The sequence below is a fragment of the Kribbella ginsengisoli genome (assembly GCF_039537185.1).
Taxonomy (GTDB): Bacteria; Actinomycetota; Actinomycetes; order Propionibacteriales; family Kribbellaceae; genus Kribbella; species Kribbella koreensis.
In genome coordinates this window covers 60,562-83,808 of sequence record NZ_BAABAA010000014.1, presented here as the reverse complement: position 1 = coordinate 83,808, position 23,247 = coordinate 60,562, and the positions used below count along the sequence as shown (strand labels likewise).

Sequence of the window (23,247 nt, the reverse complement as noted above, 5' to 3'; positions counted from 1 at the left end):
GTATCTGTGGAAACGTGTTCGGTCGCTCAGCCCACCTCGTCGATCGGTCTGCTCGAGGATCCGGTCGGCGAGTTCTTCGGGCCGTTGTTCGCGTCGCTGCGCCGGCGGGCTCAGCGGGCCACCGCGGTTCGGTACGTGAACGGGCTGCTGACGGTCCAGGGGCGCAAGACGATGCGCAGCCTCGCCGAGCAGTACGGCGGTGACGCCGAGCAGCAGCGGATGCAGCACTTCATCAGCAACTCGCCCTGGGACTGGATGCCTGTTCGGCAGGCCCTGAGGTGTCAGCTGCAGGACGGCCTGGACCCGCAGGCCTGGGTGGTCCGGCAGATGATCGTGCCCAAGGCGGGCAACCACTCGGTGGGGGTGGGGCAGTCCTTCGTGCGGATGCTCGGCCAGACGGTCAACAGCCAGCAGGCGTTCGGCGTCTGGGCGGCCGCGGAGACGGCGAGCAGCCCGATGAACTGGCGGCTGCAGTTGCCCGACGCCTGGGTGACCGACACCGACCGGCGGCGCCGCGCCGGAGTACCGGAGCAGCAGGCTGAGACGTTCCCGGGGGAGGCGGCGTGCCGGTCCGTGCTGGACCTGATCGACGGGCGCCGGGACGCCGAGCCGCTGCCGGCCGTGCTGAGTGTCGGGGTGCTCGACCCGGTCGCCTGCGTGCGCGAGTTCCGCGCGGCCGGAGTACCGGTGATGATGCAGGTGGGCCCAGGTCTGCAGCTGGTGGGCGCGGACTCGCGGCTGCAGAGTCCGTCCGGTGAGTTGACCGGAGCCAACAAGCTGGCGGAGTCCGCCGGAATCCTGCGCCGGCCCGTCTACTGGCTGGATCCGCGGCTCGGCTTGCGTCGCAGCTGTGCGGCGCCCATCCGGGTGCAGCTGCCGACCCCGCAGGGCCGGGTGCCGATGGTGCTGCTGGCCGAGTGGGACAAGCCCGGCCCCAAGCCGGACAGGTTCTGGCTGACCGATGTCAGCGGCCGGTCGACGGCCGAGCTGCTCCGGTTGTCCAAACTGGTCCTGCGGGTGGACCACGACTTCGAGGCGATCGCCAAGGACGTCGGCATCCAGGACTTCGAGGGCCGCAGCTTCCAGGGGTGGCACCGGCACGCGACCCTGGCATCGATCGCACATTCGGTCCGCGCGCTGGCCGAAGTGGGCCAGATGCCTTCGGCACTTGACGAAACGGCGTTGCGGGCAGTGTCCTGACCAGCTGATCCGACCGCCCCCGAGACTCCTGATCCGCACTGCGGGTCAGGAGTTTTTCGTTGCCCGATTACAACGCTTGCTTCACGAAGTGACCAAGTAGCGGCGACCTGACGAAGTGCGGTCCGGTCGCTACTTCCGGGCCGCCCGGGCAGGCGATCTTTGTGCTGGCAGACAACTGGGCCACAACGTTTTCAATCGTTCTGGGGAGAGGATCCAATGAGCGGTGCGACAGCCGGATTCGGCAATATCGCAGCGGACCCGCTGGCGGAAGCCGGCGTGGATCGCGAGTTCCTGCGATCGCTGCCGGCGGTTCAGCAGCCGGAGTGGCACGACGCCGCCGAACTGGCGGCGGTGACGAGTGAGCTGGAGCAGGCCCGGCCACTGGTCGACGGGGCGGAGATCGACACCCTGAAGGCGTTGCTCGCCCGGGTGGCGGCCGGAGAGCTGCGCGTCCTGCAGGCCGGCGACTGTGCCGAGGACCCGGCCGAGTGCACCCCGGCGGCGGTCGCCCCGAAGGCGGCGCTGCTCGACGTACTGGCCTCGGTGATGTCGCTGAACGCGGGCCGCAAGGTGCTTCGGGTCGGCCGGATCGCCGGGCAGTTCGGCAAGCCGAGGTCGAAGCCGACCGAGCACGTGGACGGCCAGGAGATGCCGGTCTTCCGTGGTCACATGGTGAACGGGCCCGAGGCGGACCTGGTGTCGCGCCGGGCCCAGCCGGAGCGGCTGCTCGCGGGCTACCACGCCGCGGCCGCGGTGTCCGGTGCACTGCGGGACCGTGGTGCTGCAGGCGATCCCGTTGCCGACGCGCCGATCTGGACCAGCCACGAAGCACTGCTGCTCGACTACGAACTCTCGATGATCCGTCGCGACGCCGACGGCCGGTCGCTGCTCACCTCGACACACTGGCCCTGGATCGGCGACCGCACCCGCCAGGTGGACGGCGCTCACCTCACCATGCTCGCGATGGTGGCGAATCCCGTTGCCTGCAAGGTCGGACCGAGTACGACGGCCGAAGACCTGCTGGCGATCTGCGAGCAGCTGGACCCGGACCGCGAGCCCGGCCGGTTGACGCTGATCAGCCGGATGGGCGCGAACGCGGTGACGGAGCTGCTGCCGCCGCTGGTCGCCGCAGTACGGACTGCCGGACACCCAGTGATCTGGATGTGCGACCCGATGCACGGCAACACGATGACCGCGCCCGGTGGGCTGAAGACGCGGCTGGTCGAGCGGGTCATCCAGGAGGTCCGTGACTTCCAGCTCGTCGTACCGGCCGCGGGTGGTGTGGCCGGTGGGCTTCACCTCGAGACGACGCCGACCGGCGTGACCGAGTGCGCCGACGACCTGAGCCGCCTCGACGAGGTGGGCGACGTGTACACGAGCTTCTGCGACCCGCGGCTCAACCCGAACCAGGCCATCACCGTCGCGGCGGAGTGGCAGTCATGAGCGGCAACACGGGGATGGCGGGCCGGGTGGCCCTGGTGACCGGCGCGGCCGGTGGCATCGGCGCTGCGGTGATCGAGTCGCTCGCCCGTGAGGGTGCCATCGTCGCCGCTGCCGACCGGAACGAGCAGGTGCTGAAGGAGCAGGTCGAGCTGCTCGTCGCTGACGGCCTGCGGGCGGAGGCGTTCGGGCTCGACATCACCTCCAGCCAGGACGTCGCCGCTGTGGTCGACGAGGTCGAGCGCCGGCTGGGCCCGATCGACTACCTGGTCAACGGCGCCGGCGTACTACGGCTCGGCACGACTCGCGAGTTGACCGACGACGACTGGGCCAGCACGTTCGCGGTCAACGCCACCGGGACCTTCTACGTCTCGCGGGCCGTGATCGAGCGGATGGCGGCCCGGCGTACCGGGGCCGTCGTGACGATCGCGTCCAACGCGGCCGGCACGCCGCGGACCGAGATGGCCGCGTACGCCGCTTCGAAGGCCGCGGCGGCGATGTTCACCAAGTGTCTCGGGCTGGAGGCCGCGGAGTACGGGATCCGCTGCAACGTGGTGGCGCCGGGTTCGACGGACACCGCGATGCTGACCAGTCTCTGGAAGGACGGCGCCGGCCCGGAGAGCTCGATCGCGGGCACTCCGTCGGCGTACAAGCTCGGTATCCCGCTGCGCAAGATCGCTCAGCCGGCCGACGTGGCGGCAGCAGTGCTGTTCCTGCTGTCGGACCAGGCCGGGCACATCACGATGCACGACCTCACGGTCGACGGCGGCGCAACCCTAGGCGTGTAAGGAGGCAATGATGGCTGGAATTCCCCTGATCGAGACCTATGAGATGCCGGTGGCATCGGAGCTGCCGGTCAACGTGGCCGGCTGGCAGGCCGACCCGGCGCGTGCGGTGCTGCTCGTCCATGACATGCAGCGGTACTTTCTCAGGCCGTTCGGCGACGCGGCACCGGTGAAAACCCTGGTGCACAACGCCGCGCGGCTTCGCAAGGCGGCCGCCGAGCTCGGCATGCCGGTGGCCTACACAGCCCAGCCCGGCGGGATGACGGTGGCCGAGCGCGGCCTGCTCAAGGACTTCTGGGGCCCTGGTATGACGCCGTCCCCGGAGGACCGCGCGCTGGTGCCCGAGCTGGCGCCGTCCGAGGGCGACTGGGTGTTCACGAAGTGGCGGTACAGCGCCTTCCACAAGAGTGATCTGCTCGAGCGGATGCGCGCGGCCGGCCGCGACCAGTTGATCGTCTGCGGGGTGTATGCGCACGTCGGCGTACTGATGAGTCTCTGCGACGCCTTCACCAACGACATCGAGGCCTTCCTGGCCGCCGACGCCGTCGCCGACTTCAACGCGTCGTACCACCAGACGGCTCTCACGTACGCCGCTGAGCGGTGCGCCGTCGTCGCGCCGACCGACGTGCTGCTCGGGTCCCTGGTCGCCGAGGAGGTCCTGGTATGACCGCCCTGCTCGATCAAGTGCTTGCTGATGGCAACGGTGTGCCGCCGTTCGCCCTGCTCTACCGGCCGGAGACGGCCGGCCGTGACCGGGTCGACCTGATCGTGGGGGAGTCGGGCGCGGTGCAGACGCTGGCCGACGTACCGCTGGCCGCGAACGCACCGGCGGGGGAGCACGAGGTGCTGGTACTCGTGCCGTATCGCCAGCTCGCCGAGCGTGGTTTCCAGTGCACCGACGACGGCGCCCCGCTGCTGGTGCTGCAGGTCGCCGAGCAGGCCGTCGTACCGCTGGACGAGCTGATGCAGCGGCTGCCGAATCTGCGGACGCCGCTCGTCAACGAGCGGTTCGACGTCGAGGACGAGACCTACGCCGAGATCGTGCGGCGCGTCGTCGAGGACGAGATCGGCACCGGCGAGGGCGCGAACTTCGTGATCAAGCGGTCCTTCACCGCCGAGATCACCGGCTACAGCGTCGCCCACGCGCTGTCCTTCTTCCGCCGGCTGCTCAGCTCCGAGGTGGGCGCCTACTGGACCTTCGTCGTCCACACCGGCGACCGCACCTTCGTCGGCGCCACCCCGGAACGGCACGTCAGCGTCTCCGGCGGTACCGCCGTGATGAACCCGATCAGCGGCACCTACCGCTATCCGGCCTCCGGTCCGACCCTGGACGGCGTGCTCGGCTTCCTTGCCGATGGCAAAGAAACCGACGAGCTCTACATGGTCGTCGACGAGGAACTCAAGATGATGGCCCGGGTCTGCGACGGCGCCGGCACGGTGGTCGGGCCGTTCCTCAAGGAGATGGCCCGGCTGGCTCATACGGAGTACCTGATCGAGGGCCGGACCACTCGCGACGTCCGCGAGATCCTGCGCGAGACTTTGTTCGCGCCGACCGTCACCGGTTCGCCGTTGGAGAGCGCCTGCAAGGTGATCAGCCGGCACGAGCTCAACGGCCGTGGCTACTACAGCGGTGTGGTCGCATTGATCGGCTCGGACGCGGCCGGTGGCCGGACGATGGACTCGTCGATCCTGATCCGGACCGCAGAGATCTCCGGCGCCGGGCGGCTCTCGATCGGTGTCGGCGCCACGCTGGTCCGGCACTCGGACCCGTTGTCCGAGGTTGCCGAGACTCGCGCCAAGGCGGCTGGGCTGCTTGCCGCGCTGGCGGGCGGCAGTGGTTCGCGATTCGCGGATCACCCGCAGGTACGGCGTGCGCTGGAGGGCCGTAACGCCGGCATCTCCGGGTTCTGGTTCAACGACCGGTCGTTGCCTGCAGCAACTGATCTCAATGGGCATACCGTGCTCGTCATCGATGCCGAGGACACCTTCACCTCGATGATCGCGCACCAGCTGAGCTCGCTCGGCCTGACGGTCACCGTACGCCGGTACGACGAGTCCTACCGGATCGAGGACTACGACCTGGTCGTGGCAGGTCCCGGTCCGGGCGATCCGGGCGAGCTGCAGCACCCGAAGATCGCGCATCTGCGGGCCACGATCAAGCGGCTGATCGCCGAGGAGCGCCCGTTCCTGGCGGTCTGCCTGAGTCATCAGGTGCTCAGCGGCATCCTCGGGCTGGAGATCGAGCGCTGCCCGAAGCCCAACCAGGGGGTGCAGAAGGAGATCGACCTGTTCGGCCGTCCGGCCAGGGTCGGCTTCTACAACACCTTCGCCGCGCGGTCCGCGACGGACCGGATCGGCGACGTCGAGATCAGCCGCAACCCGGTGACCAACGAGGTGCACGCGCTGCGTGGCCCACGGTTCGCGTCGATGCAGTTCCATGCCGAGTCCGTGCTGACCGAGGAAGGCGTGCTGTTGCTGCACGACGCCTTCAGCCGGCTGCTGGCGAGCAACGCGCTGGTGTCTCGATGAGCACGATCCTGATCGCCGGGGGTGGCATCGGTGGGCTCGCGACGGCGGTGTCGCTGGCTGAACGCGGTCACCAGATCGTCGTACTCGAGCGGCAGGCGGCCTTCGCGGAGCTGGGCGCCGGGATCCAGATCGGCCCGAACGGGTTCGGCGCGATGGACCGGCTCGGGATCGGCGACGAGGTCCGCGAGCGCGCGGTCTACATCGACGAGCTGCGGTTCATGGACGGCACTACCGGGCAACGTGTCCAGAGCCTGCGGCTTGACGAGGACTACCGGGCACGCTTCGCCAACCCGTACGCCGTTGTCGCGCGGGCTGACCTGTACGCCCCGCTGCTCGCGGCGGCGCAGCGGTCGCCGCTGATCGAGCTGCGGAGCAACAGTGCGGTCTCGGGCTATCAGCAGGACGCAGATGGCGTCACCCTGCTGCTCGCTGACGGCAGCAGCGTCTGGGGCGACCTGCTGGTCGGTGCTGACGGCATCCGGTCGACGATCCGTCGCCAGCTGGTCGGCGACGGTGAGCCGCGGGTGTCCGGGCACACCATCTACAGGTCCGTCATCCCGATGGAGTTGGTTCCAGAAGACTTGCGCTGGCATGCGGTGACCTTGTGGGCCGGTCCGAAGTGGCACTTCGTGCACTACCCGATCGCCGGTGGAACGCTGCTGAACCTGGCTGCGACACGGGATGACAGCGCTGAGGTCGCGGTAGCCGGGCAACCGGCCGAGCGTTCTCATGTACTCGGGCAGTTCCCGGACCTGGGGGAGACCGCTCGGCGGCTGCTCGAGCTGGGAGCCGATTGGCGGGTCTGGGTGCTCTGCGACCGAGACCCGATCTCGGAGTGGTCCGACGGCCGGGTAGTCCTCCTCGGCGACGCTGCGCACCCAATGCTCCAGTACGCCGCCCAGGGCGCGTGCATGGCGCTGGAGGACGCAGTACTGCTCGGTGAGCTACTCGACTGCCCGGCTGGCGAGTCGCAGTACCGGCTGGAGCGGTTCGTCGAGGCTCGACGCGATCGGACGGCCCGGACGACGCTGGTGGCCCGGGAGCTCGGGACGCAGCTGTATCACCCGGCAGGAGCGGCGCGGGTGGCTCGCAACGAGATGCTGTCCGGGCTGTCGGTCGAGGAGCTACAGGACAAGGTCGCCTGGCTGCACGGGTTCGATGCCGCGCGCGTGCCGGACCTCACCAAGTAGTGCTGAGGTCGTGGTGGCAATGGCCACCACGACCTCAGGCATCTAGCGGACGGTGACGCTGGCGAAGCCGCCTCGGACGGTGTTGTTGCCGTCTGAGACCTCGATCCGGTACTGCTGAGATGTGCCCGATGGGGCAGCGGTGTCGGTCAGTGTGACGTTCGGGCGGCTCCAGAAGGTGGAGTTCGCCGTCGTGGTCGCGACGACCGTGTTGGTGCTGCCACGGAGCAACCGGTAGGTCAGGGTGATGTCGTCCTTGTCGAGTGACGTCTGGACGGTCGCCTGAACCCGGCCGGCAGTAGTACTGGACAGCGTCGGCAGCACCGGGCCAAGCGGCACTGCGCCCGCGCCCAGGTTGTTGAAGCGCGTCAGGCCCTGCTGGCCGACGCCATTGACCGTGGTGAAGTCACCACCGACCCACAGGTCCGAACCACCGGTCGCCGACACGAGCGGGCCGACCTCGGTGGGCGGGCCTGCGTTGGTGTTCGGGAACCAGGGCCCGAGTGCGCCGGTGGCCGGGTTCTGCAGGAGCAGGAAGTGCGCTCCGGTGCCGTCCGGGAAGGCGCCCGGGCAGCTGTGTGCGTGCGAACCCTTGAACAGCCAGCCGCCGACCATCGTGATCGTCTCGGTGGCGCCGAGGCAGGTGTTCTTCCAGAGCAGGTTGCCGGTGGCGATGTTCGCCGCCCAGGTCCCGTCGAAGCAGCCGCCACCGTCACCGGCGTTGGAGAAGTACACGACTCCGCCGCTGGTCTCGATGTCCTTGACCCGTGTCGTGCAGCCCGGCTTCGGCACCGGTACCGCGGACGAGGCCGCGAACGGCAGCAGTGCGCCGGTCGAGTTGTTGACGCTGGCAACGGCCCAGTGGGCCACGCCGCCGACCTTGGCGAAGGTGCCGCCCAGGTAGACCTTGGAGTTGTCGTCGGCCGCGTCGATCGCGTAGACATCCGCGTCGGCGTTCGGGTTCCACGGCAACAGGCTGCCGTCGACCGTGCTGATCGCCGCGGCGCGGTTGCGGGCGACGTTGTTGACGAGTCCGAACGAGCCGCCGAAGTACAGGCTGGTACCGCCGACTGCGAGCGTCTTGACCCGGTACGAGACGTTCGGCTTGATGTTGGGCAGCAGCGCGCCCGTGGTCGCGTCGAAGGCGGCGATCCGGTTGCGGACCTGGCCGTCGACGCGGGTGAAGTCGCCGCCGATGTAGATCTTCGAGCCGTCGGGTGACGCCACGATCGACCAGACGAGGTTGTTCACGTCATGGTTGAAGGTGGTGTCGAGCGCGCCGGTCGTCTGGTTGAAGGCCGCCAGGTAGGTCCGGACGGTCTGGCTGGTGCCGGGTGCGGCGCCAGGCGGGCGGACCCGGGTGAAGCGGCCGCCGACGAACGCCTTGCCCTTCGCCACCGCCAGCCCGAGCACACTGGCGTCGGTCTGCCAGGTGGAGCCGGCCACCGCTGTCAGTGAGGCGCCGGTACCGGGCGCCGGGAGCGTCGGCACGATGGCCAGCGCGAGACCTGCCGCACCGAGTGCAGCAGTGATTCTTCGTAGTCGCATGTGTGTTCCCCCCTTGGGAGTGCCGGAACCCCCTCCGGCACTCCCTTTATCTAGCGTGCGTCGTAATGCGTTACGACCTGGTCCGCATCCAGCGCGATCGGGTAGACGGCCACCTCGTCCAGGGTGCCGTTGATACCGGCGTTGGACGGGCCGTTCGGCCAGCCGCCCAGGTTGTCGGCGCCGACCCGCCAGTACCCCGTGTACGCCTCCGCGGCGGTCACGTTCTGGGTGCCCTGCAGTACGCCGTCCAGGTAGAGCTTCTGCGAACCCGGTGAGAACGTGCCGACCACGTGATGCCACTGGCCGTCGTTCGTCCCCGGTGCGGAGCTGATCGTCCGCGCTGAGCCGTCCCACAGCCCGAACGTCACAGTGCCGTCGTTCTGCAGGTAGATGTGCCGGTCGTACTGGCTGCTCGTCCCGTTGGAGCTGTTGCCGAAGCCAACGATCTTGCCGCCGCTGGTCGAGGTGGTCTTGTACCAGGCCTCGACGCTGAAGTTCTGCGGCTGACTGATCGCGGTCTGCCCGATCAGCCTGCCCGCACCGTCGAAGTCGCCGGCCGTGTTGCCACCACTGGTCAGTACGCCGGGAACGCCGAGCGTCACCCCGGAGTACGGGCCCGTGTTGCCCTGGCCGGACGAGTCGGTCGCGTTGGCCGTGCCGTTGGGCTCACCGAGTCGCCAGTACGCCGTCGGGCCGTCCGCCATCACCTGCTGGTCGTACGGCGCGTCCACGCTGGCCACTGTCACCGCTGCCGAGTAGTCACCGCGCAGGGTGCTGTTCCCGTCGGTCACCTCGATCCGGTAGACCTGCGAGGAGCCCGGGGTCAGCCCGGTGTCGGTGAAGGACAGCCAGGGCCGGTTCCAGAACCGCGAGTCGGCCGTGTAGGTCGCGACGACGGTGTTGCTGAAGCTGCGGAGTACCCGGTAGGTCAGGGTGATGTCGTCGTTGTCTACGACGGTCTGGAAGTTCACCTTGACCTGGCCGGCCTTGTAGCTGACCGGAGTCACCTTGGCCGGCTTGGCCGGTGCAGCACCCGGCCCGGTGTTGGTGAAGCGGGCCAGGCTCTGCTGACCGGCTCCGTTCACCGTGGTGAAGTCGCCGCCGACCCAGAGGTCGGAGCCACCGGTCGCGGACACGAGCGGACCGACCACGGTCGGGCCACCGGTGTTGGTGTTCGGGAACCATGGGCCGAGCTCGCCGGTGTCGAGGTTCTGGGTGAGCAGGTAGCGTCCCGCGCCCTGCGGGAAGCCGTTGCCGCCCAGGTAGCTGCAGTCGTGCGCGTGCGAGCCCTTGTAGAGCCATCCGTTGACCACGGTGACCGTCTCGGTCGCGCCGAGACAGTTGCTCTTCCAGACCAGGTTGCCCGAGGCAACATCGGCCGCCCAGGTCCCGTCGAAGCAGCCGCCGCCGTCACCGGCGTTGGCGAAGTACACCCGGTCGCCGCTGGTCTCGATGTCCTTGACCCGTGACGTGCAGCCCGGGTTCGGAGCCGGTACTGCGCTCGCGGCCGCGAACGGCTGCAGGGAACCGTCGGTCGGGTCGAGACTTGCCACGGCCCAGCTCGACGTACCGTTGATGGTCGAGAACGTGCCGCCGGCGTACACCTTGCTGCCGTCGTCGGCCACGTCGATCGCGTAGACGTCGTTGTCCGCCTGGGGAGCCCAGGGGAGCAGCGACGCGGTGCTCGTGGTGACCGCCGCCAGGCGCGGCCGGGCGACGTTGTTGACGAGGCCGAACGAGCCGCCGAGATAGACCGTGCTGCCGGAGACGGCGAGCGCCTTGACCCGGTACGAGACCGACGGCTTCCAGTTGGAGACGAGGGCGCCGGTCGCGGTGTCGAACGCGGCCACCCGGTTGCGGGTCTGACCGTCGACGTTGGTGAAGTCGCCGCCGACGAAGACGCGGGAACCGTCAGCGGTCGCGGCGATCGCCCAGACCATGCCGTTCAGGGTGTGGTTGAAGCCGGTGTCCAGCGCGCCGGTGCTCTGGTTGAACGCGGCCAGATAGGTCCGCGCGGTCTCACTGGTGCCGGCTGCCGCCCCCGGTGGCCGGACCGTGGTGAAACGTCCCCCGACGTACGCCTTGCCGTTCGCCACCGCGAGTCCTTGCACGCTGGCGTTGGTCTGCCACGCCGGGCTCGTGAGAGCCGACAGCGAAGCTCCGATGCTCTGTGCGGGTGCTGCTGGTGACAGCAACGCTGCCACCAGCAGTCCGCCCAGCGCGAATATCCCCACCTTCTTCACGACATCCCCCCTCAAGGATGTACTCCCGGGCCGCCTGGTGCGGCCGAGAGTCACCTGCCCGGGCTCACTTCACCTTCACGGCGATCGCCGGGCCCTTCATGATGTTTCTGCCGTCGTGGATCTCGACGTGGTAGCTGACCGACTGGCCCCGCTTGACGCCCTTGTCGACGACCGTGATCGTCTTGCGCGGCTGCCAGTAGTACGTGGTGAACTTCTGCGAGCTGATGTTGGTCGAGCCGCGGAACACGTTGTAGGTCAGAGTCAGGTTGTCCAGGTCGTAGCTGTCCTTGAAGCTGACGGACACCTGGTTGGTCACTGCGGTGGACACGGTCGGGACCTTCGGTGCCGCCGGCGCCGCGCCCCCCGCGGCGTTGGTGAACCGGGTCAGGCCCTGCTGGACCTTGCCGTTGACGTGCAGGAAGTCGCCGCCGACCCACAGGTCGTTGCCACCGGACGCGAACGCCAGCGGGCCGACCTGGGTGGTGCTGTTCGGGTTGGCGTCGGTGTTCGGGAACCACGGCCCGATCTTGCCGTCGATGCCGCTCTCCACCAGCAGGTAGTGGGTCCCGGTCCCGTCGCCGAAGGCACCGCTCGAGCTGCAGTTGTGCGCGTGCGAGCCCTTGTAGACCCAGTTGCCGATCGCCTTGATCGCCTCGGTCGCGCCCAGGCACTTGTTCTGCCACAGCAGCTTGCCGGTCGCGACGTCCGCGGCCAGTACGCCGTCGTAGCAGCCGCCGCCGTCGCCGCCGTTGGAGACGAAGACCTTGGTGCCGAGCGTGTCGATGTCCTTGACCCGGGTGGTGCAGCCGATCGTCGGCTTCGGGATCGCCGCCGCGGCCGGGAAGGCGAACGCGTTGCCGCGGCCGTTGTCGACCATCGCCAGCGAGTAGTGGTCCTTGCCGTTGATCTTGGTGAACGGCCCGCCGACGAACACCCGGGTGCCGTTGTCGGACAGGTCGATCGCGTACACGTCGTCGTCGGCGTTCGGGTTCCACGGCAGCAGATCGCCCTGGATCAGCCGGACCGCGGCCAGGTGGTTGCGGACGGTGTTGTCGACCCGGCCGAACGAGCCGCCGAAGAAGACGCTGTTGCCGAAGATCGCGATCGCCTTGACCCGGGTCGCGACGGAGGCGTCCCAGGCGGAGACCAGCCTGCCGGTGGCGACGCTGAACATCGCGATGTGGTTGCGCTTGATCCCGTTCACGGTGGTGAAGTCGCCGCCGATCACGACCCACTTGGCGTCCGGGCTGGTCGCGATCGCCCAGACGGCGCCGTTCAGCTTCGGCGCGAACGCCAGCGGCGCGCCGGTGGTGCGGTTGAAGGCGGCGACGTAGGTGCGCACCGCCTCGCCCTGACCGGCGGCCTTGCCGGGCTGCCGGATCCGGGTGAACAGGCCACCGGCGTACACCACGTTGCCGGCGGTGGCGAGTGCGTTCACGCTGGAGTTCGTCTGCCACGAGAGCTGCTTGATCGCGGACACGGCGGAGCCGAAGCCGCCGTTGGCCGCTTGTACGGGTGGCCCGGACGGGATCAGCGCCGCGGCGAGCACGGCGGCGACCGTCACGACTGCCAGAACTAACTTCTTCATCAACTTCCTTAGGACTGGGCGGGGGGAAAGTCCATTAGCGTCCGTAACCTAGCGCCGGTGGGAACCCGACTGGAAGTCAGGCTCCCACCGGCGTTATGACTTTGTGCTATGAACGTTTGACCGTCCGCTCAGCGTGCGCGTCGGCGCGGCTGGATCAGCCCGCGTTGTAGTGAGCGGTGACCTGGTCCGCGGTGAGCGCGTACGGGTAGACCGCCGCCTCGTCGATGACCATGCCGGTCTGGGTCGCGCCGCCACCCGACCAGCTGCTGGTGGTGTCGTTGCCGACTCGCCACCAACCGTAGTACAGGGAGGCCTGCCCGATCGTCTGGCTGCCGGCCAACACGCCGTCGACGTAGAGCTTCATCGCGCCGTTGTCGTAGGTGCCGACCGCGTGGTGCCACGCGCTGTTGTTCTTGTTCGACGCGCTGTTGATGGTCCGCTGGCTGCCGTCGTTGATCCCGAAGGTGACCTGGCCGTTGGAGCGCAGGTAGAGCATCCGGTCGTTCAGGCTGCTGTTCGCCGTCTTCGAGTTGCCGAAGCCGATGATCCGGCCGCCCTTCAGGAAGCCCTGCTTGAACCAGGCCTCGACGGTGAACTGCTGCGGCATGCTGTACGCCTTCTCGCCGACCATCTTGCCGTTGCTCGCGCTGATCGTCGCCGCCGTGTTGCCGCTCACCTTGCCGGCGGTGCCCAGCGTGATGCCGCTGAACGTGCCGTTGTTGCTCTGCCCGGACGCGTCCACCGAGGTGGTCGTGCCGGCCGCCTCGCCGAGCCGCCAGTACGCCTGCGGCCCGTCGGCGTTGATGAGCTGGTCGTACGCCGTGCTCGCGGTGCTCGCGACGGTCAGCGGGTCGGAGTAGTTGCCGCGGATCGTCGTACTGCCGTCCGTGACCTCGACCCGGTAGTTGGTCACCTCGCCCGGCGTGACGTTGGTGTCGGTGTAGTGGATCCAGGGCTTGTCCCACGGCGTCGACTTGACGGTCCAGGTCGCGATCGTGGTGTTGCTGAAGCCCTTCAGCAGCCGGTACGTGAGCGTGCTGTCGTCGTTGTCCACGACCGTGGGGAAGTGGATCTGGACGACGCCCGGCTGGACGGAGTACGGGAGCAGCTTGGCCGGCTTGGCCGGAGCGGCGCCCGGGGTCGCGTTGGTGAAGCGGGTCAGACCCTGCTGGGCGACGCCGTTGGTGAGCAGGAAGTCGCCGCCGACCCACAGGTCCGAGCCGCCGGTCGCGAACGCCAGCGGGCCGACCTCGGTGGGCGGACCGGCGTTGGTGTTCGGGAACCACGGGCCGAGCTTGCCGTCGACCGGGTTCTGGGTGAGCAGGAAGCGGTAGCCGAAGCCCTGCGGGAAGCCGCCGGCGCCCTGGTTGGCGCAGTCGTGCGCGTGCGAACCCTTGTACAGCCAGCCGTTCACCATCTTGATCGCCTCGGTGGCGCCCAGGCACTGGCTCTTCCACTTCAGCGTGTTGGTCGCGAGGTCGACCGCCCAGGTGCCGTCGAAGCAGCCGCCGCCGTCACCGCCGTTGCCGAAGTACACGGTGTCGCCGCTGGCGTCGATGGTCTTGACGCGGGTGGTGCAGGAGCCGTTCGGCGGCGGGACCGCGGACGCGCCCGGGAAGGGCAGGACCGCGCCGGTCACCGGGTCGAGGCTGGTGACGGTGTTCTGGTTGGTGCCGTTGACGGTGCTGAACTGGCCACCGGCGTACGCCTTGGAGCCGTCGTCGGCCACGTCCACGGCGTACACGTCGCCGTTGGTGGCAGGGGCCCAGGGCAACAGGGTGCCGGTGTCCGCGGTGACCGCGGCGAGCCGGAGCCGGTCCTCGCCGTTGACGAGCCCGAACGAGCCGCCGAAGTACACGGTGCTGCCGTAGACGGCGATCGACTTGACCCGGTACGAGACCGAGGGCTTCCAGTTCGCGACCAGCGCGCCGGTGGCGGTGTCGAAGGCGGCGATCCGGTTGCGGGTCTGGCCGTTGACGGTGGTGAAGTCACCGCCGACGAAGATCCGGGAGCCGTCGGCCGACGCGGCCACGGCGTACACCTGGCCGTCGAGGACCGGGTTGAACGACGCGACCAGGTTCCCGGTGGCCGAGTCGAAGGCCGCCAGGTAGGCCTGGCCGACCTCGTTGCTGCCGAGCGGCGAGCCCGGCGGCCGGACGCTGGTGAAGCGTCCGCCTGCGTAAGCCTTTCCAGCGGCCACGGCCAGTCCCTGGACGCTGGCGTTGGTCTGCCAGACCGGGCTGTCCTGCGCCGAGAGCGAGGCCTCGATGCTCTGGGCCGACGGCGCGAGCACCATGATGCCGGCCCCGGCCAGCAGCGCTCCGACGGCGCCAAGGCGCGCGAAAAGCCATCTCTTCTTCATCCTGCGGTGTCCCCCCTCGGACAGGCGCCATCCCCGGCGCCTTACAAGTGATTCCCGTTTTCGTGATCCCCAGAATTCCCCCGAGACAGAGTAGGCCACACAAAGTGAGCTTTGACCAGTCACCAAACGGTTATCGTCGGCGAGTTGCCAGCCTTCGTCACTGCGTGTGATCGGTGTGGACGATTGCCGCGTCAGTGTGGCGATGCCTATATCCTGGCCCCGGCAAGGAGCCGGTCACCTCGCGTGACCAAGGTTTGGGAAGTTGGGGGACCGGAATGGAACCGGGCACTGTCGTCTGGCGGGACACCGCGCAGTCACTGCTGAGGCACAAGTGGCTGATCATCGGATGTGTTCTGCTGGGAATCGGCGGCGCGGCCTTCTTCTCGCTGTCGCAGACCGTCCGCTGGACCGCGTCCAGCCAGGTGGTGATCGGCCCGGCCGTTCCGCCGGCCCTGGTCGGCAACCTGCCCACCGGCTCGGACAAGACCGGCCCGCTCGGCCTCGACCTGCCGGCCGAGACGCAGGCCCGGGTGATGGCCAGCCCGGCGATCCTGCGCGAGGTCGCCAAGTTCTTGCAGATGCCGACCACGGACGACTCGATCCAGTCGCTGGCGAGCGTGACCCGGGTCAAGGCGGTCACCGACAACGCCTACCTGATCACCATCGACGGCCCGACCGCCGACGAGGCGGTCCGCCGCGCCAACGCGATCGCGCAGATCTACCTCGCGCAGCGCAGCCGGGAGGCCAAGAACCTGCTGGTCACACTGGCCAGCCAGGCCACCGACCGGGCCAAGACCGCGAACGCCCAGTCGAAGACCCTGGTCAAGCAGATCGAGGAGGCGCAAGGGCGGAACGACACCCAGGGCGCGAGCTCGCTGCGCGACCAGCGGGTCGGCCTGGCGACCGAAGCCCGGCAGGCCGCCGACGAGGCGGCCGCGATGAACAAGGCGCTGACCGGTGTCGGCGCGAGCAGCACGCTCGTCACGCCGGCCACGGTGGACACCGCGTCGTCGTCACCCTTGGTAGCGCGCGACATCACCGTCGGCGCGATTCTCGGCCTGGTGCTCGGCTTCGGTCTGGCCTTGCTCAGCACGCATCTGAGCCCCTTCATCCTGACCCGCGACCAGGCGGCCCGCGCCGCCGGTGCGCCGGTCATCACCACGGCGATCGGCTTCCGGCGGTACCGGCTCGGTTTCCGCCTCCGGTTCTGGCTCCGGGCCACTCCGCAGTTGCCGGCCTCGGAGACGACGGCGCTGGGCACCGAGGCGAGTGGCGCGCTGGCTCGTCGTGAGCTGAACCCCAAGGGCATCGGGTCCGGCGGCGCCGGCGCTCTGCTGGTCGTCTCGGCCTCGCCGAACAGCAACACGGCCGGGATCGCGCTGGCGATGGCCGAGGCCAGCGCGCGCGACGGCCGCGAGACGTTGCTGGTGCTCGCCGATCTGCGCAGCGCCCCGGTGCTGTCGCATGTGACCGACCACGAAGGTCTGAGCGATCTCGTGACGGAGCCGGCTCCGACCCGCGCGGTGCGGGCCCGCAAGATGTTCCGTCCGGGCACGGTGGCGGATCTGTACGTCCTGCCTCCTGGGCTGACTCACGACGAGGCGGCGCTGGCCGTCGCGCCGTCGCTGGTTCCGGGCATCGTGGCGGATCTGCCGCCGGGGTATTCGGTCGTCGTCCATGGCCAGGCCTCGCTCGGCCGGCACGGGATCACGCCGCTGGCGGCTGCTGTCGATGCGTCGGTGCTGGTGGTGCAGGTCGGTCAGGACAAGGAGACGGACCTGACGCGGCTCACGGCGGCTCTGCGGTTCGCGGGGGCGCCGGTGCTGGGCGTCGTACTGATCGGTGCTTCGAAGCACGACGAGACGCTGGGCATCCCGGCGAACTTCACCCCGGCCGAGATCTCCACTCTTCCGCTGCGCTGATGGTGCTGGGATGACGCTGACGGCACCGCCCGTGCCGGGGACGATCGAAGAGTCGGACAGCACGAAGGCGAGCTGGCTCTGGATCGCCATGTGGTGCCTGCTGGTGCTCGGGGTGCAGCCGTGGTCCTCTCGTGCTGCCGCGCCGCAGGGGTCGACGGGGTCGACCAACAGCTTGATGAAGGGCGTGCTGCTCGGCGCGATCTTCCTGATCTGCCTGGCGGCGACGAAGCCTGGGTTCCGGACTCGCTCGAGCCCGGCGACCACGATGTACGTCGTCTATGCGCTCTTCGCGACGGCGACGGCGTTCCTGCTGGCCGATCCGGGCGGTCCGCTGCTGCGGTTGGCCCGGTTGCTGATCGGTCTGGTTCTGCTGCTGATGCTGTGGCGGCCGCTGATCCGGGTACCGGAGCGGTTGATCCGCGCGCATCTGGTCGCGCATCTGCTGCTGGCGCTCACGGTCGTGCTCAGTGTGATTTGGCGGCCGACTGTGGCTTGGCGGCCGCTGACTTCCTTCGGTAGCGGCTATCGGCTGCAGGGTGTGCTGATTCCGATGCTGCCGCCGCGGGTCGGTGAGGTCGGAGCGATTCTGCTCGGGCTGGCGATCGTCGCCTTCTTCTCCCGCAAGCTGGCGTTCGTGCCGGCGACCGTGCTGATCGGCCTCGGCGTCGTCCTGGTGGGCGCCAGCCGGACGCGGACGGCGGCCGCGGCGGTCGCGGTCGGTCTGGTGCTGGCGTTGTTCCTGACCCGGAAGACCTGGTTCTCCCGGATCGCTTCGATCTCGGTGCCGGCCTTGATGGGCTTGGCGTTCCTGGTGGTCCCGACGCTGCACAACTGGTTGCTGCGGGGGCAGGGGACCAAGCAGATCAGCTCGCTGAGCGGCCGGACCACGAGCTGGCACTACGTCATCGACGAAGAGGTGTCGCTGCAGACGGCCATCATCGGGCACGGCCTCGGCAACAAGCGCGTCCTGCTGCGCCGCGGCGAGGGAGACATCGACGTGATGGCGATCGACAACAGCTGGCTGAGCCTCTACTGGGAGACCGGCCTGCTGGCGGTCACCATCGTCGGAATCGCCTTCATCGTCGCCTGGATCTCGGTCCTCCGGGCGCCCACGCCGTACGTGAAGGCCAGCGGCGCCCTGCTTCTCGGCTACGTCTCGGTCGCCTCCCTCAACGAGAGCGGCCTCTCCGACCTGAGCTCCATGACCCTGCACCTCCTGGTAGCAGCCGCAGTCTGCGACGCCGACCGCATGAGAGCCAAAGCCCATCCACCCCCACCCAAACCACCAAAGCCGCGCTGGGTCTAGCCACCACCACCCACCCACCGCGGCTGCCTCAGCCACCCACGCCCACCGCGGCTGGCGCGGCCACCCACATCCACCGCGGCCACCCACACCCACCACGGCTGGCTCGGCCATCTACGCCCACCGCGGCTGGCTCAGCCAGCCACACCCACCGCGGCTGGCTCGGTCGGCCACACCCACCGCGGCTGGCTCGGTCGGCCAGCCACCGCCGTCGGCTCGGCCACCCGGCCGTTGGCGGCGGGGCGGCGCTCTTCAGCTGGTGATGCTGTCCTTGTCGAAGCCGGCTGCTTGCCACTGCTCCCAGGTCATCGTCTCGCCGCGGTAGGCGAACCGCTCCGCCTGCCGGCCGCCGATCCGGTAGCTGTTCCGGCTGAACCGGATCGCACCGTCCGCAGCGGGCGACTCCTTGTTCTCCACCACACCCGTGCTGGCCGTCTTCTCGTCCATCACGACCTGGTTCGCCTCGATCAGCACGTCCTTCAGCACGTACTGCCCGCGCGGCCCATCACCCCGCGTCCGCGACTGGATCGCGATCCCGTTGCGGTTGTCCTTGATCAGATTCCCCACCACGCTGACCCCGGCCGACGTGTTCACGTTGATCCCGCCGCCGTCCCACAGACTCGGCCCCGACCCCCGCCCGGTCCCGAACCCGTTGCCCTCGACAACATTCCCCGAGATCTCCGCCTGATAACTGATCTCGTACCGGATCCCGTCCGCCGCGTTGTCGCGAATCCGGTTCCCGACGATCTTCCGGTCGTACTCCGCGATGTCGCTCCACATCCCGATCCCGCGGTTCGCCACGATGTCGTTGCCCGACACCTCACCGGACGACCGCGTCGACTTGATCCCGCCCGACTCCCAGTCCGCGATCCAGAAGCCATCCGTGTTGTTGCGAGTCACCAGATTCCCGGTCAGCTTCACATCGGCCGAGTGGTACTGCCCGATCCCGAGCTGCCCGTTGTCGGCAACGGTATTGCCGCTGACCCTCGCCCGATCGCCCTCGATCACCATCACCCCGACCGCGTGATTCCAGCGAACCTCGTTGGCAACCACCTTCCACCCCGTACCAACCTCCAGCGCCCCACCCTGCGGCAGACTCGCGAAGTGCTCGATCGTCAGCCCGCTGACCGTCACCTCCCGCGCCGACGCCTCGACCGCCGTCCGCGTCCGCGACATCTCGACGTCCTTCCCAGCCGGATCATCAGCCAGGTACAGCGCGTTGCTCTGATAGTCGCCGTAGAAGGTCCCGGCGGTGAGCTGATCAAGGCTCATCACCCGAGACAGATGCACCCCATCCACAAACACCTGCTCAGCAAGCTGGCAAGGATCAGCCTTCTCGTCCTCGCACTTCCCCTTCAACTTGTACGGCGCAGGCAGTGCGCCACGCACCACCCAGTGGCCACCCTCGGGCAGCCACCGAGTCAGCTGCACCGACCCGGTCAGTACGGCCCCTTCGCTGCTCGCCAGCGTTGATCCGTCCACGGGCCGGATCGCTCGCGTGATCCGGTGCAGTCCCTTGCCGAAGCAGAACGTGCCGCCATCCGGATGGGCGTCGATCACCTGCTGCGGATCCGTGCCGGCCGGAATCGCGACCCCGACACACTTGGCCGCGGCCGCCGGCCCGGTCGGTCCGAGCTTGATGCTCGCGGCCGGGGGAGGACCCGACGGCAGCGCGACCGTCGGCTCATCCGGCGGCGGGGACGCCGCCTTGTCGTCCGTGCACCCAGCCACCAAGAAGACGGCCAGCACAACCCCGCCAGCCGACCTGAACCCGCGTCCCATCAATTCCCCCACACAGCCGACCCCAGAAGTTGCCCAACTATAGGTTCACCACGGATCGGCCAGCCCTTCGCCCGTAGTGATCAAGCTGTACAGACTCCCGTTGACGTAGTGCCGCCAAGCCGTCGAACAAGCCCCGAAGCACTCAACCTCCGGCACCAGCCCAAGATGAGTGAACCGAACCTCCGCACCCACACCACCCGCCTGAACCGCCCGGCCACCGACAGACCGTCCGCGAACCGCCCCGCTGCCGATGGACCGTCCGCGAACCGCTCCGCCGTCGGGGGTGTCCTCGTGTTCGCCACCGCCGACGTCTGTGCCACCGCTGGCCTGAGTCCCCGGCAGGATGTCGAAGACGATCTGGCTGCCGGTCCACTCGCTCGGCTCGGAGACGAACGCCAGCTTGCTGTCGACGACCTCCCAGGCCACCCGGCGACCGGGCTCGAGCTCCACCACGCGCTGCAGGCTGTAGTGCTGGGGGAGATGGCGGTAGGCGAACTCCCCACCGACCTCATCGGCCCGGCCCTCGATCTCACCCGTCCACCAGGCGCCGACGTTCAGGATCGCGGCATATACCTCGTCCGCTGACTGCTGAACCGTGAAGGACGTCGAATAGTCAGACATGGCAACCTCTCCTCTTCTGCAACAATCGGTTGCACGAGAGTAGATCAGCTACCCAGGAATACGCAACCATCGATTGCAGGTGCTCGAGGAGCATGCCGAGGTGCTTGGTGTGGGCGAGGTTGAGTCAGCGCACGTAGGTGCTGCGGGCGAGGTTGTAGGCGAGGTCCTGCGCCAGTTGGAAGGCGTCGTCTTCCTCCAGCCGGTGTTCGACGACGAGGTTGGCGAGGTAGCCGGCGTCGATCCGGCGGGACAGGTCGTGCCGGGCGGGGATGGAGAGGAAGGCGCGGGTGTCGTCGACGAAGCCGGAGGTGTTGTAGAAGCCGGCCGTCTCGGTGACGAGCTCGCGGAACCGCCGCATCCCGTCAGGGCTGTCGAGGAACCACCAGGGTGCCCCCAGTCGCACCGACGGGTAGACGCCGGCGATCGGCGCAAGCTCCCGCGAGTACGCCGTCTCGTCGACCGTGAACAGGACCAGCCGGAACCCCTCGGCATGCCCGAACTTCTCCAGCACCGGCCGCAGCGACCGCGTGAACTCAGTCGCCACCGGGATGTCGTGCCCCTGATCCGGCCCGTAGGTCCCATGGATCCCCGAGTGGTGATCGCGCAGTACGCCGGGATGCAGCTGCATCACCAACCCGTCCTCGGCCGACATCGCCGCCATCTGGAACAACATGTGTCCGGCGAACGCGGCCGCATCCTCCGTCGACACCTCGCCCCGCAAAGCCGTCTCGTAGATCCGCGCCGCCGCCGACTCGTCGAGCGGTGTGGCTGACGCGCTCAAGTGCCCGTGATCCGTCGCCAGCGCCCCGGCCGCAAGGAATGCCTGCCGCCGTTGCCGCAGTGCCTCCAGATATCCGGCATACGACGAAGTGTCGATGCCCGCCCGTACGCCGAGGTCGACCACGAGCTCACTCCAGCCCGGCCGGTCGACGTGGACGACCGCGTCCGGCCGGAAAGTGGGAATGACTCGGCCGGGGAGATCGGCGGCGAGCTTGGCGTGCTGAGCCAGATCGTCGGTCGCGGCGTCGGTGGTGGCGATGACCTCGATCCTGAAGCGGTCGAGCAAGGCGCGCGGCCGGAACTCCGGCTCGGCCAGCCGGGCCGAGATCTCGTCGTACAGCTCGTCCGCGGTCTCGGCCGACGGTGCGACCTTCAACCCGAGCACCTCGGCGAACTCGTGCTCCAGCCAGTACCGGCTAGGGGTGCCGAGGAACAGCTGCCAGTGCGAGCAGAACTCCCGCCAGATGTCGCGCGGCTCCGCCGTCCGAAGGCCGTCGCGGCGCGGCAACCCGAGCCGGTCGGGGGAGACGCCTTGGGAGACCAGCATCCGGGTGACGTAGTGATCCGGGACCACCAGCAGCTCGGCCGGATCGCCGAAGGCCTCGTCGGTCGCGAAGAGCCCGGCGTCGACGTGCCCGTGGAAGCAGAGCAGTGGCAGGTCCTTCGTGGACGCGTGGATCCGGCGGGCCACGTCGCGCGCCTCGCCGGCGGGCAGGGCGCGGTCCGGATGAGGCTGCAGAGCCTTCGGCATGAGTCCTCCGTGGGGTCGGGCTGCAACGGCGGCTGAAAAGGATTGCAGCCCGCTCAGCGTCACACAAGCCCAGCAAATAAAGGAAATCCAGCGTGTCGTCCACAGCTCGCTGACGACGTCTTGACACAGGATTGCAAACGGTTGCAGACTCGCTCCACGACCAGGCCCGACGACCCCGGAGGTGGGAGATGGCAGCGACCATTCGCGACGTCGCCCGGCTGGCGGGCGTGTCCGCGTCGACGGTCTCCCGCGCGCTGTCCATGCCCGGTGTGGTGAACGCGACCACCCGGGCCCGGGTGCAGGCCGCGGCGGAGCAGCTGGGCTACGCGCCCAACAAGGCCGCCCGAGGCCTGATCACCGGCCGTACCGGCAATATCGGCCTGGTCGTCCCCGACCTGGCCAACCCGTTCTTCCCGAGCGTTGTGAAGGGTGTCCAGGCTCGCGCCCGGATGCACGACGTGGCGGTCTTCCTGGCCGACACCGACGAGGACGCGGCGGCCGAGGTGGGCCTCGTGCTGGCGCTGGCCAAGCAGGTCGACGGGCTGATCCTGTGCTCACCACGAGCAGACGAGGACGAGCTCGCCGCGATCGCGGCCGACACCAACGTCGTCCTGGTCAACCGGCTGGTCGAAGGCGTCCCGGCCGTCACCTTCGACAACGAGGGCGGGATGCGGCAGGCGATCGCCCACCTGGTCGCGCTCGGGCACCGCAAGATCGCCTGGGTCGGCGGACCGAAGACGTCCTGGTCCAGCGCCCACCGCAGCATCGGTCTGTACGCCGCTGCGCACGACCACGGGGTGAAGCTGGTCGACGTCGGCCACTTCGCCCCGACGTACGAAGGAGGGATGGCCGCGGCCGACCAGGCGGTCGCCAGTGGTGCGACCGCGGTCGTGGCCTACAACGACCTGGTCGCGATCGGGCTGCTGGCCCGGTTGCATGCACGGGGGATCACGGTGCCCGACGACCTGAGCGTGGTCGGCATCGACGACATCGCCATGTCCAGGATGTCCCGGCCGGCGCTGACCACGGTGCGGCTGCCCAAACAGCGGGCGGGTGAGATCGCCGTCGAGCTGCTGCTGGCGATGATCGACGACCCCGATCCGGACACCATCATCGGCACCCGGGGCACGTTGCACGGCGAGCTGATGGTGCGGGACTCCACCGGCCTCGCGGCCGACCGGACCTCCGACCCCGCACGACCCTGAT

Annotated in this window: 16 protein-coding genes; 9 read left to right on the top strand and 7 right to left on the bottom strand. The window is 68.9% G+C overall.

Features of this window, described 5'->3' with window-relative positions; translation table 11 throughout:
* Positions 1-6: 6 nt before the first annotated feature.
* From ABD768_RS35145 to ABD768_RS35120, 6 genes are all read left to right on the top strand, one after another.
* Positions 7-1,200 carry an IS701 family transposase gene (locus ABD768_RS35145; RefSeq protein ID WP_344848044.1) on the top strand — a complete coding sequence of 398 codons (1,194 nt, stop codon included), beginning with the start codon at positions 7-9 and terminating at the stop codon, positions 1,198-1,200.
* Between the two features lie 216 nt (positions 1,201-1,416).
* The gene (locus ABD768_RS35140; protein ID WP_343980974.1) at positions 1,417-2,643 is read left to right on the top strand and encodes a 3-deoxy-7-phosphoheptulonate synthase; all 1,227 of its coding nucleotides are present in this window, start codon (positions 1,417-1,419) and stop codon (positions 2,641-2,643) included.
* Positions 2,640-3,428: a 2,3-dihydro-2,3-dihydroxybenzoate dehydrogenase gene (locus ABD768_RS35135; protein WP_343980971.1), complete on the top strand. Its 789-nt coding sequence runs from the start codon at positions 2,640-2,642 to the stop codon at positions 3,426-3,428. The genes ABD768_RS35140 and ABD768_RS35135 overlap by 4 nt, the downstream gene beginning before the upstream one ends.
* Positions 3,429-3,438: 10 nt before the next feature.
* Entirely contained in the window at positions 3,439-4,092 is a 654-nt protein-coding gene (locus tag ABD768_RS35130) for an isochorismatase family protein (protein ID WP_344848041.1), read from the top strand.
* Positions 4,089-5,954, top strand: coding sequence for an anthranilate synthase family protein (locus tag ABD768_RS35125; RefSeq protein WP_344848038.1), 1,866 nt, complete (start codon positions 4,089-4,091; stop codon positions 5,952-5,954). The genes ABD768_RS35130 and ABD768_RS35125 overlap by 4 nt, the downstream gene beginning before the upstream one ends.
* A complete protein-coding gene (locus ABD768_RS35120; RefSeq protein ID WP_344848035.1) occupies positions 5,951-7,144 on the top strand; it encodes a 3-hydroxybenzoate 6-monooxygenase in 1,194 nt (397 codons plus the stop codon). Before ABD768_RS35125 ends, ABD768_RS35120 begins: the two co-directional genes overlap by 4 nt.
* 42 nt (positions 7,145-7,186) lie before the next feature.
* On the opposite strand, the gene ABD768_RS35115 is transcribed toward ABD768_RS35120, so the two are convergent.
* The 4 genes from ABD768_RS35115 to ABD768_RS35100 form a co-directional block, all read right to left on the bottom strand.
* Positions 7,187-8,689 carry a PQQ-binding-like beta-propeller repeat protein gene (locus ABD768_RS35115; RefSeq protein WP_344848032.1) on the bottom strand — a complete coding sequence of 501 codons (1,503 nt, stop codon included), beginning with the start codon at positions 8,687-8,689 and terminating at the stop codon, positions 7,187-7,189.
* 50 nt (positions 8,690-8,739) lie between these two features.
* On the bottom strand, positions 8,740-10,932 hold the full coding sequence (locus tag ABD768_RS35110; RefSeq protein WP_343980955.1) for a LamG-like jellyroll fold domain-containing protein: 2,193 nt from the start codon (positions 10,930-10,932) through the stop codon (positions 8,740-8,742).
* A gap of 64 nt (positions 10,933-10,996) precedes the next feature.
* Positions 10,997-12,520: a WD40 repeat domain-containing protein gene (locus ABD768_RS35105; protein WP_343980953.1), complete on the bottom strand. Its 1,524-nt coding sequence runs from the start codon at positions 12,518-12,520 to the stop codon at positions 10,997-10,999.
* Between the two features lie 154 nt (positions 12,521-12,674).
* Positions 12,675-14,882 (bottom strand): LamG-like jellyroll fold domain-containing protein, encoded by a 2,208-nt coding sequence (locus tag ABD768_RS35100; RefSeq protein ID WP_343980951.1) that lies wholly within the window; start codon positions 14,880-14,882, stop codon positions 12,675-12,677.
* Between the two features lie 275 nt (positions 14,883-15,157).
* On the opposite strand from ABD768_RS35100, the gene ABD768_RS35095 reads away from it, so the two are divergent.
* Both ABD768_RS35095 and ABD768_RS35090 read left to right on the top strand, forming a co-directional pair.
* Positions 15,158-16,804, top strand: coding sequence for a Wzz/FepE/Etk N-terminal domain-containing protein (locus ABD768_RS35095; RefSeq protein WP_343980949.1), 1,647 nt, complete (start codon positions 15,158-15,160; stop codon positions 16,802-16,804).
* A gap of 10 nt (positions 16,805-16,814) precedes the next feature.
* Positions 16,815-18,110: an O-antigen ligase family protein gene (locus ABD768_RS35090; protein ID WP_343980947.1), complete on the top strand. Its 1,296-nt coding sequence runs from the start codon at positions 16,815-16,817 to the stop codon at positions 18,108-18,110.
* 249 nt (positions 18,111-18,359) lie between these two features.
* Here the strand turns inward: ABD768_RS35090 and ABD768_RS35085 are convergent, their stop codons facing one another.
* The 3 genes from ABD768_RS35085 to uxaC form a co-directional block, all read right to left on the bottom strand.
* Complete coding sequence (locus tag ABD768_RS35085; RefSeq protein ID WP_344848027.1) at positions 18,360-19,889, bottom strand: right-handed parallel beta-helix repeat-containing protein; 1,530 nt, start codon at positions 19,887-19,889, stop codon at positions 18,360-18,362.
* Positions 19,890-19,934: 45 nt separating this feature from the next.
* Positions 19,935-20,510 (bottom strand): hypothetical protein, encoded by a 576-nt coding sequence (locus tag ABD768_RS35080; protein WP_344848024.1) that lies wholly within the window; start codon positions 20,508-20,510, stop codon positions 19,935-19,937.
* A 124-nt stretch (positions 20,511-20,634) separates the two neighbouring features.
* Complete coding sequence (uxaC, locus tag ABD768_RS35075; protein WP_344848021.1) at positions 20,635-22,041, bottom strand: glucuronate isomerase; 1,407 nt, start codon at positions 22,039-22,041, stop codon at positions 20,635-20,637.
* A gap of 188 nt (positions 22,042-22,229) precedes the next feature.
* Here uxaC and ABD768_RS35070 point away from each other — a divergent pair, with 188 nt between their 5' ends.
* The gene (locus tag ABD768_RS35070; RefSeq protein ID WP_343980939.1) at positions 22,230-23,246 is read left to right on the top strand and encodes a LacI family DNA-binding transcriptional regulator; all 1,017 of its coding nucleotides are present in this window, start codon (positions 22,230-22,232) and stop codon (positions 23,244-23,246) included.
* The last annotated feature ends 1 nt before the right edge of the window (position 23,247 follow it).

Bases quoted from the DNA above. Each gene is read 5' to 3' on its own strand.
- ABD768_RS35105 (WP_343980953.1), bottom strand. From the start codon at position 12,520: ATGAAGAAGTTAGTTCTGGCAGTCGTGACGGTCGCCGCCGTGCTCGCC.
- ABD768_RS35085 (WP_344848027.1), bottom strand. From the start codon at position 19,889: ATGGGACGCGGGTTCAGGTCGGCTGGCGGGGTTGTGCTGGCCGTCTTC.
- ABD768_RS35140 (WP_343980974.1), top strand. From the start codon at position 1,417: ATGAGCGGTGCGACAGCCGGATTCGGCAATATCGCAGCGGACCCGCTG.
- uxaC (WP_344848021.1), bottom strand. From the start codon at position 22,041: ATGCCGAAGGCTCTGCAGCCTCATCCGGACCGCGCCCTGCCCGCCGGC.
- ABD768_RS35135 (WP_343980971.1), top strand. From the start codon at position 2,640: ATGAGCGGCAACACGGGGATGGCGGGCCGGGTGGCCCTGGTGACCGGC.
- ABD768_RS35070 (WP_343980939.1), top strand. From the start codon at position 22,230: ATGGCAGCGACCATTCGCGACGTCGCCCGGCTGGCGGGCGTGTCCGCG.
- ABD768_RS35120 (WP_344848035.1), top strand. From the start codon at position 5,951: ATGAGCACGATCCTGATCGCCGGGGGTGGCATCGGTGGGCTCGCGACG.
- ABD768_RS35125 (WP_344848038.1), top strand. From the start codon at position 4,089: ATGACCGCCCTGCTCGATCAAGTGCTTGCTGATGGCAACGGTGTGCCG.
- ABD768_RS35090 (WP_343980947.1), top strand. From the start codon at position 16,815: ATGACGCTGACGGCACCGCCCGTGCCGGGGACGATCGAAGAGTCGGAC.
- ABD768_RS35080 (WP_344848024.1), bottom strand. From the start codon at position 20,510: ATGTCTGACTATTCGACGTCCTTCACGGTTCAGCAGTCAGCGGACGAG.
- ABD768_RS35100 (WP_343980951.1), bottom strand. From the start codon at position 14,882: ATGAAGAAGAGATGGCTTTTCGCGCGCCTTGGCGCCGTCGGAGCGCTG.
- ABD768_RS35095 (WP_343980949.1), top strand. From the start codon at position 15,158: ATGGAACCGGGCACTGTCGTCTGGCGGGACACCGCGCAGTCACTGCTG.
- ABD768_RS35130 (WP_344848041.1), top strand. From the start codon at position 3,439: ATGGCTGGAATTCCCCTGATCGAGACCTATGAGATGCCGGTGGCATCG.
- ABD768_RS35115 (WP_344848032.1), bottom strand. From the start codon at position 8,689: ATGCGACTACGAAGAATCACTGCTGCACTCGGTGCGGCAGGTCTCGCG.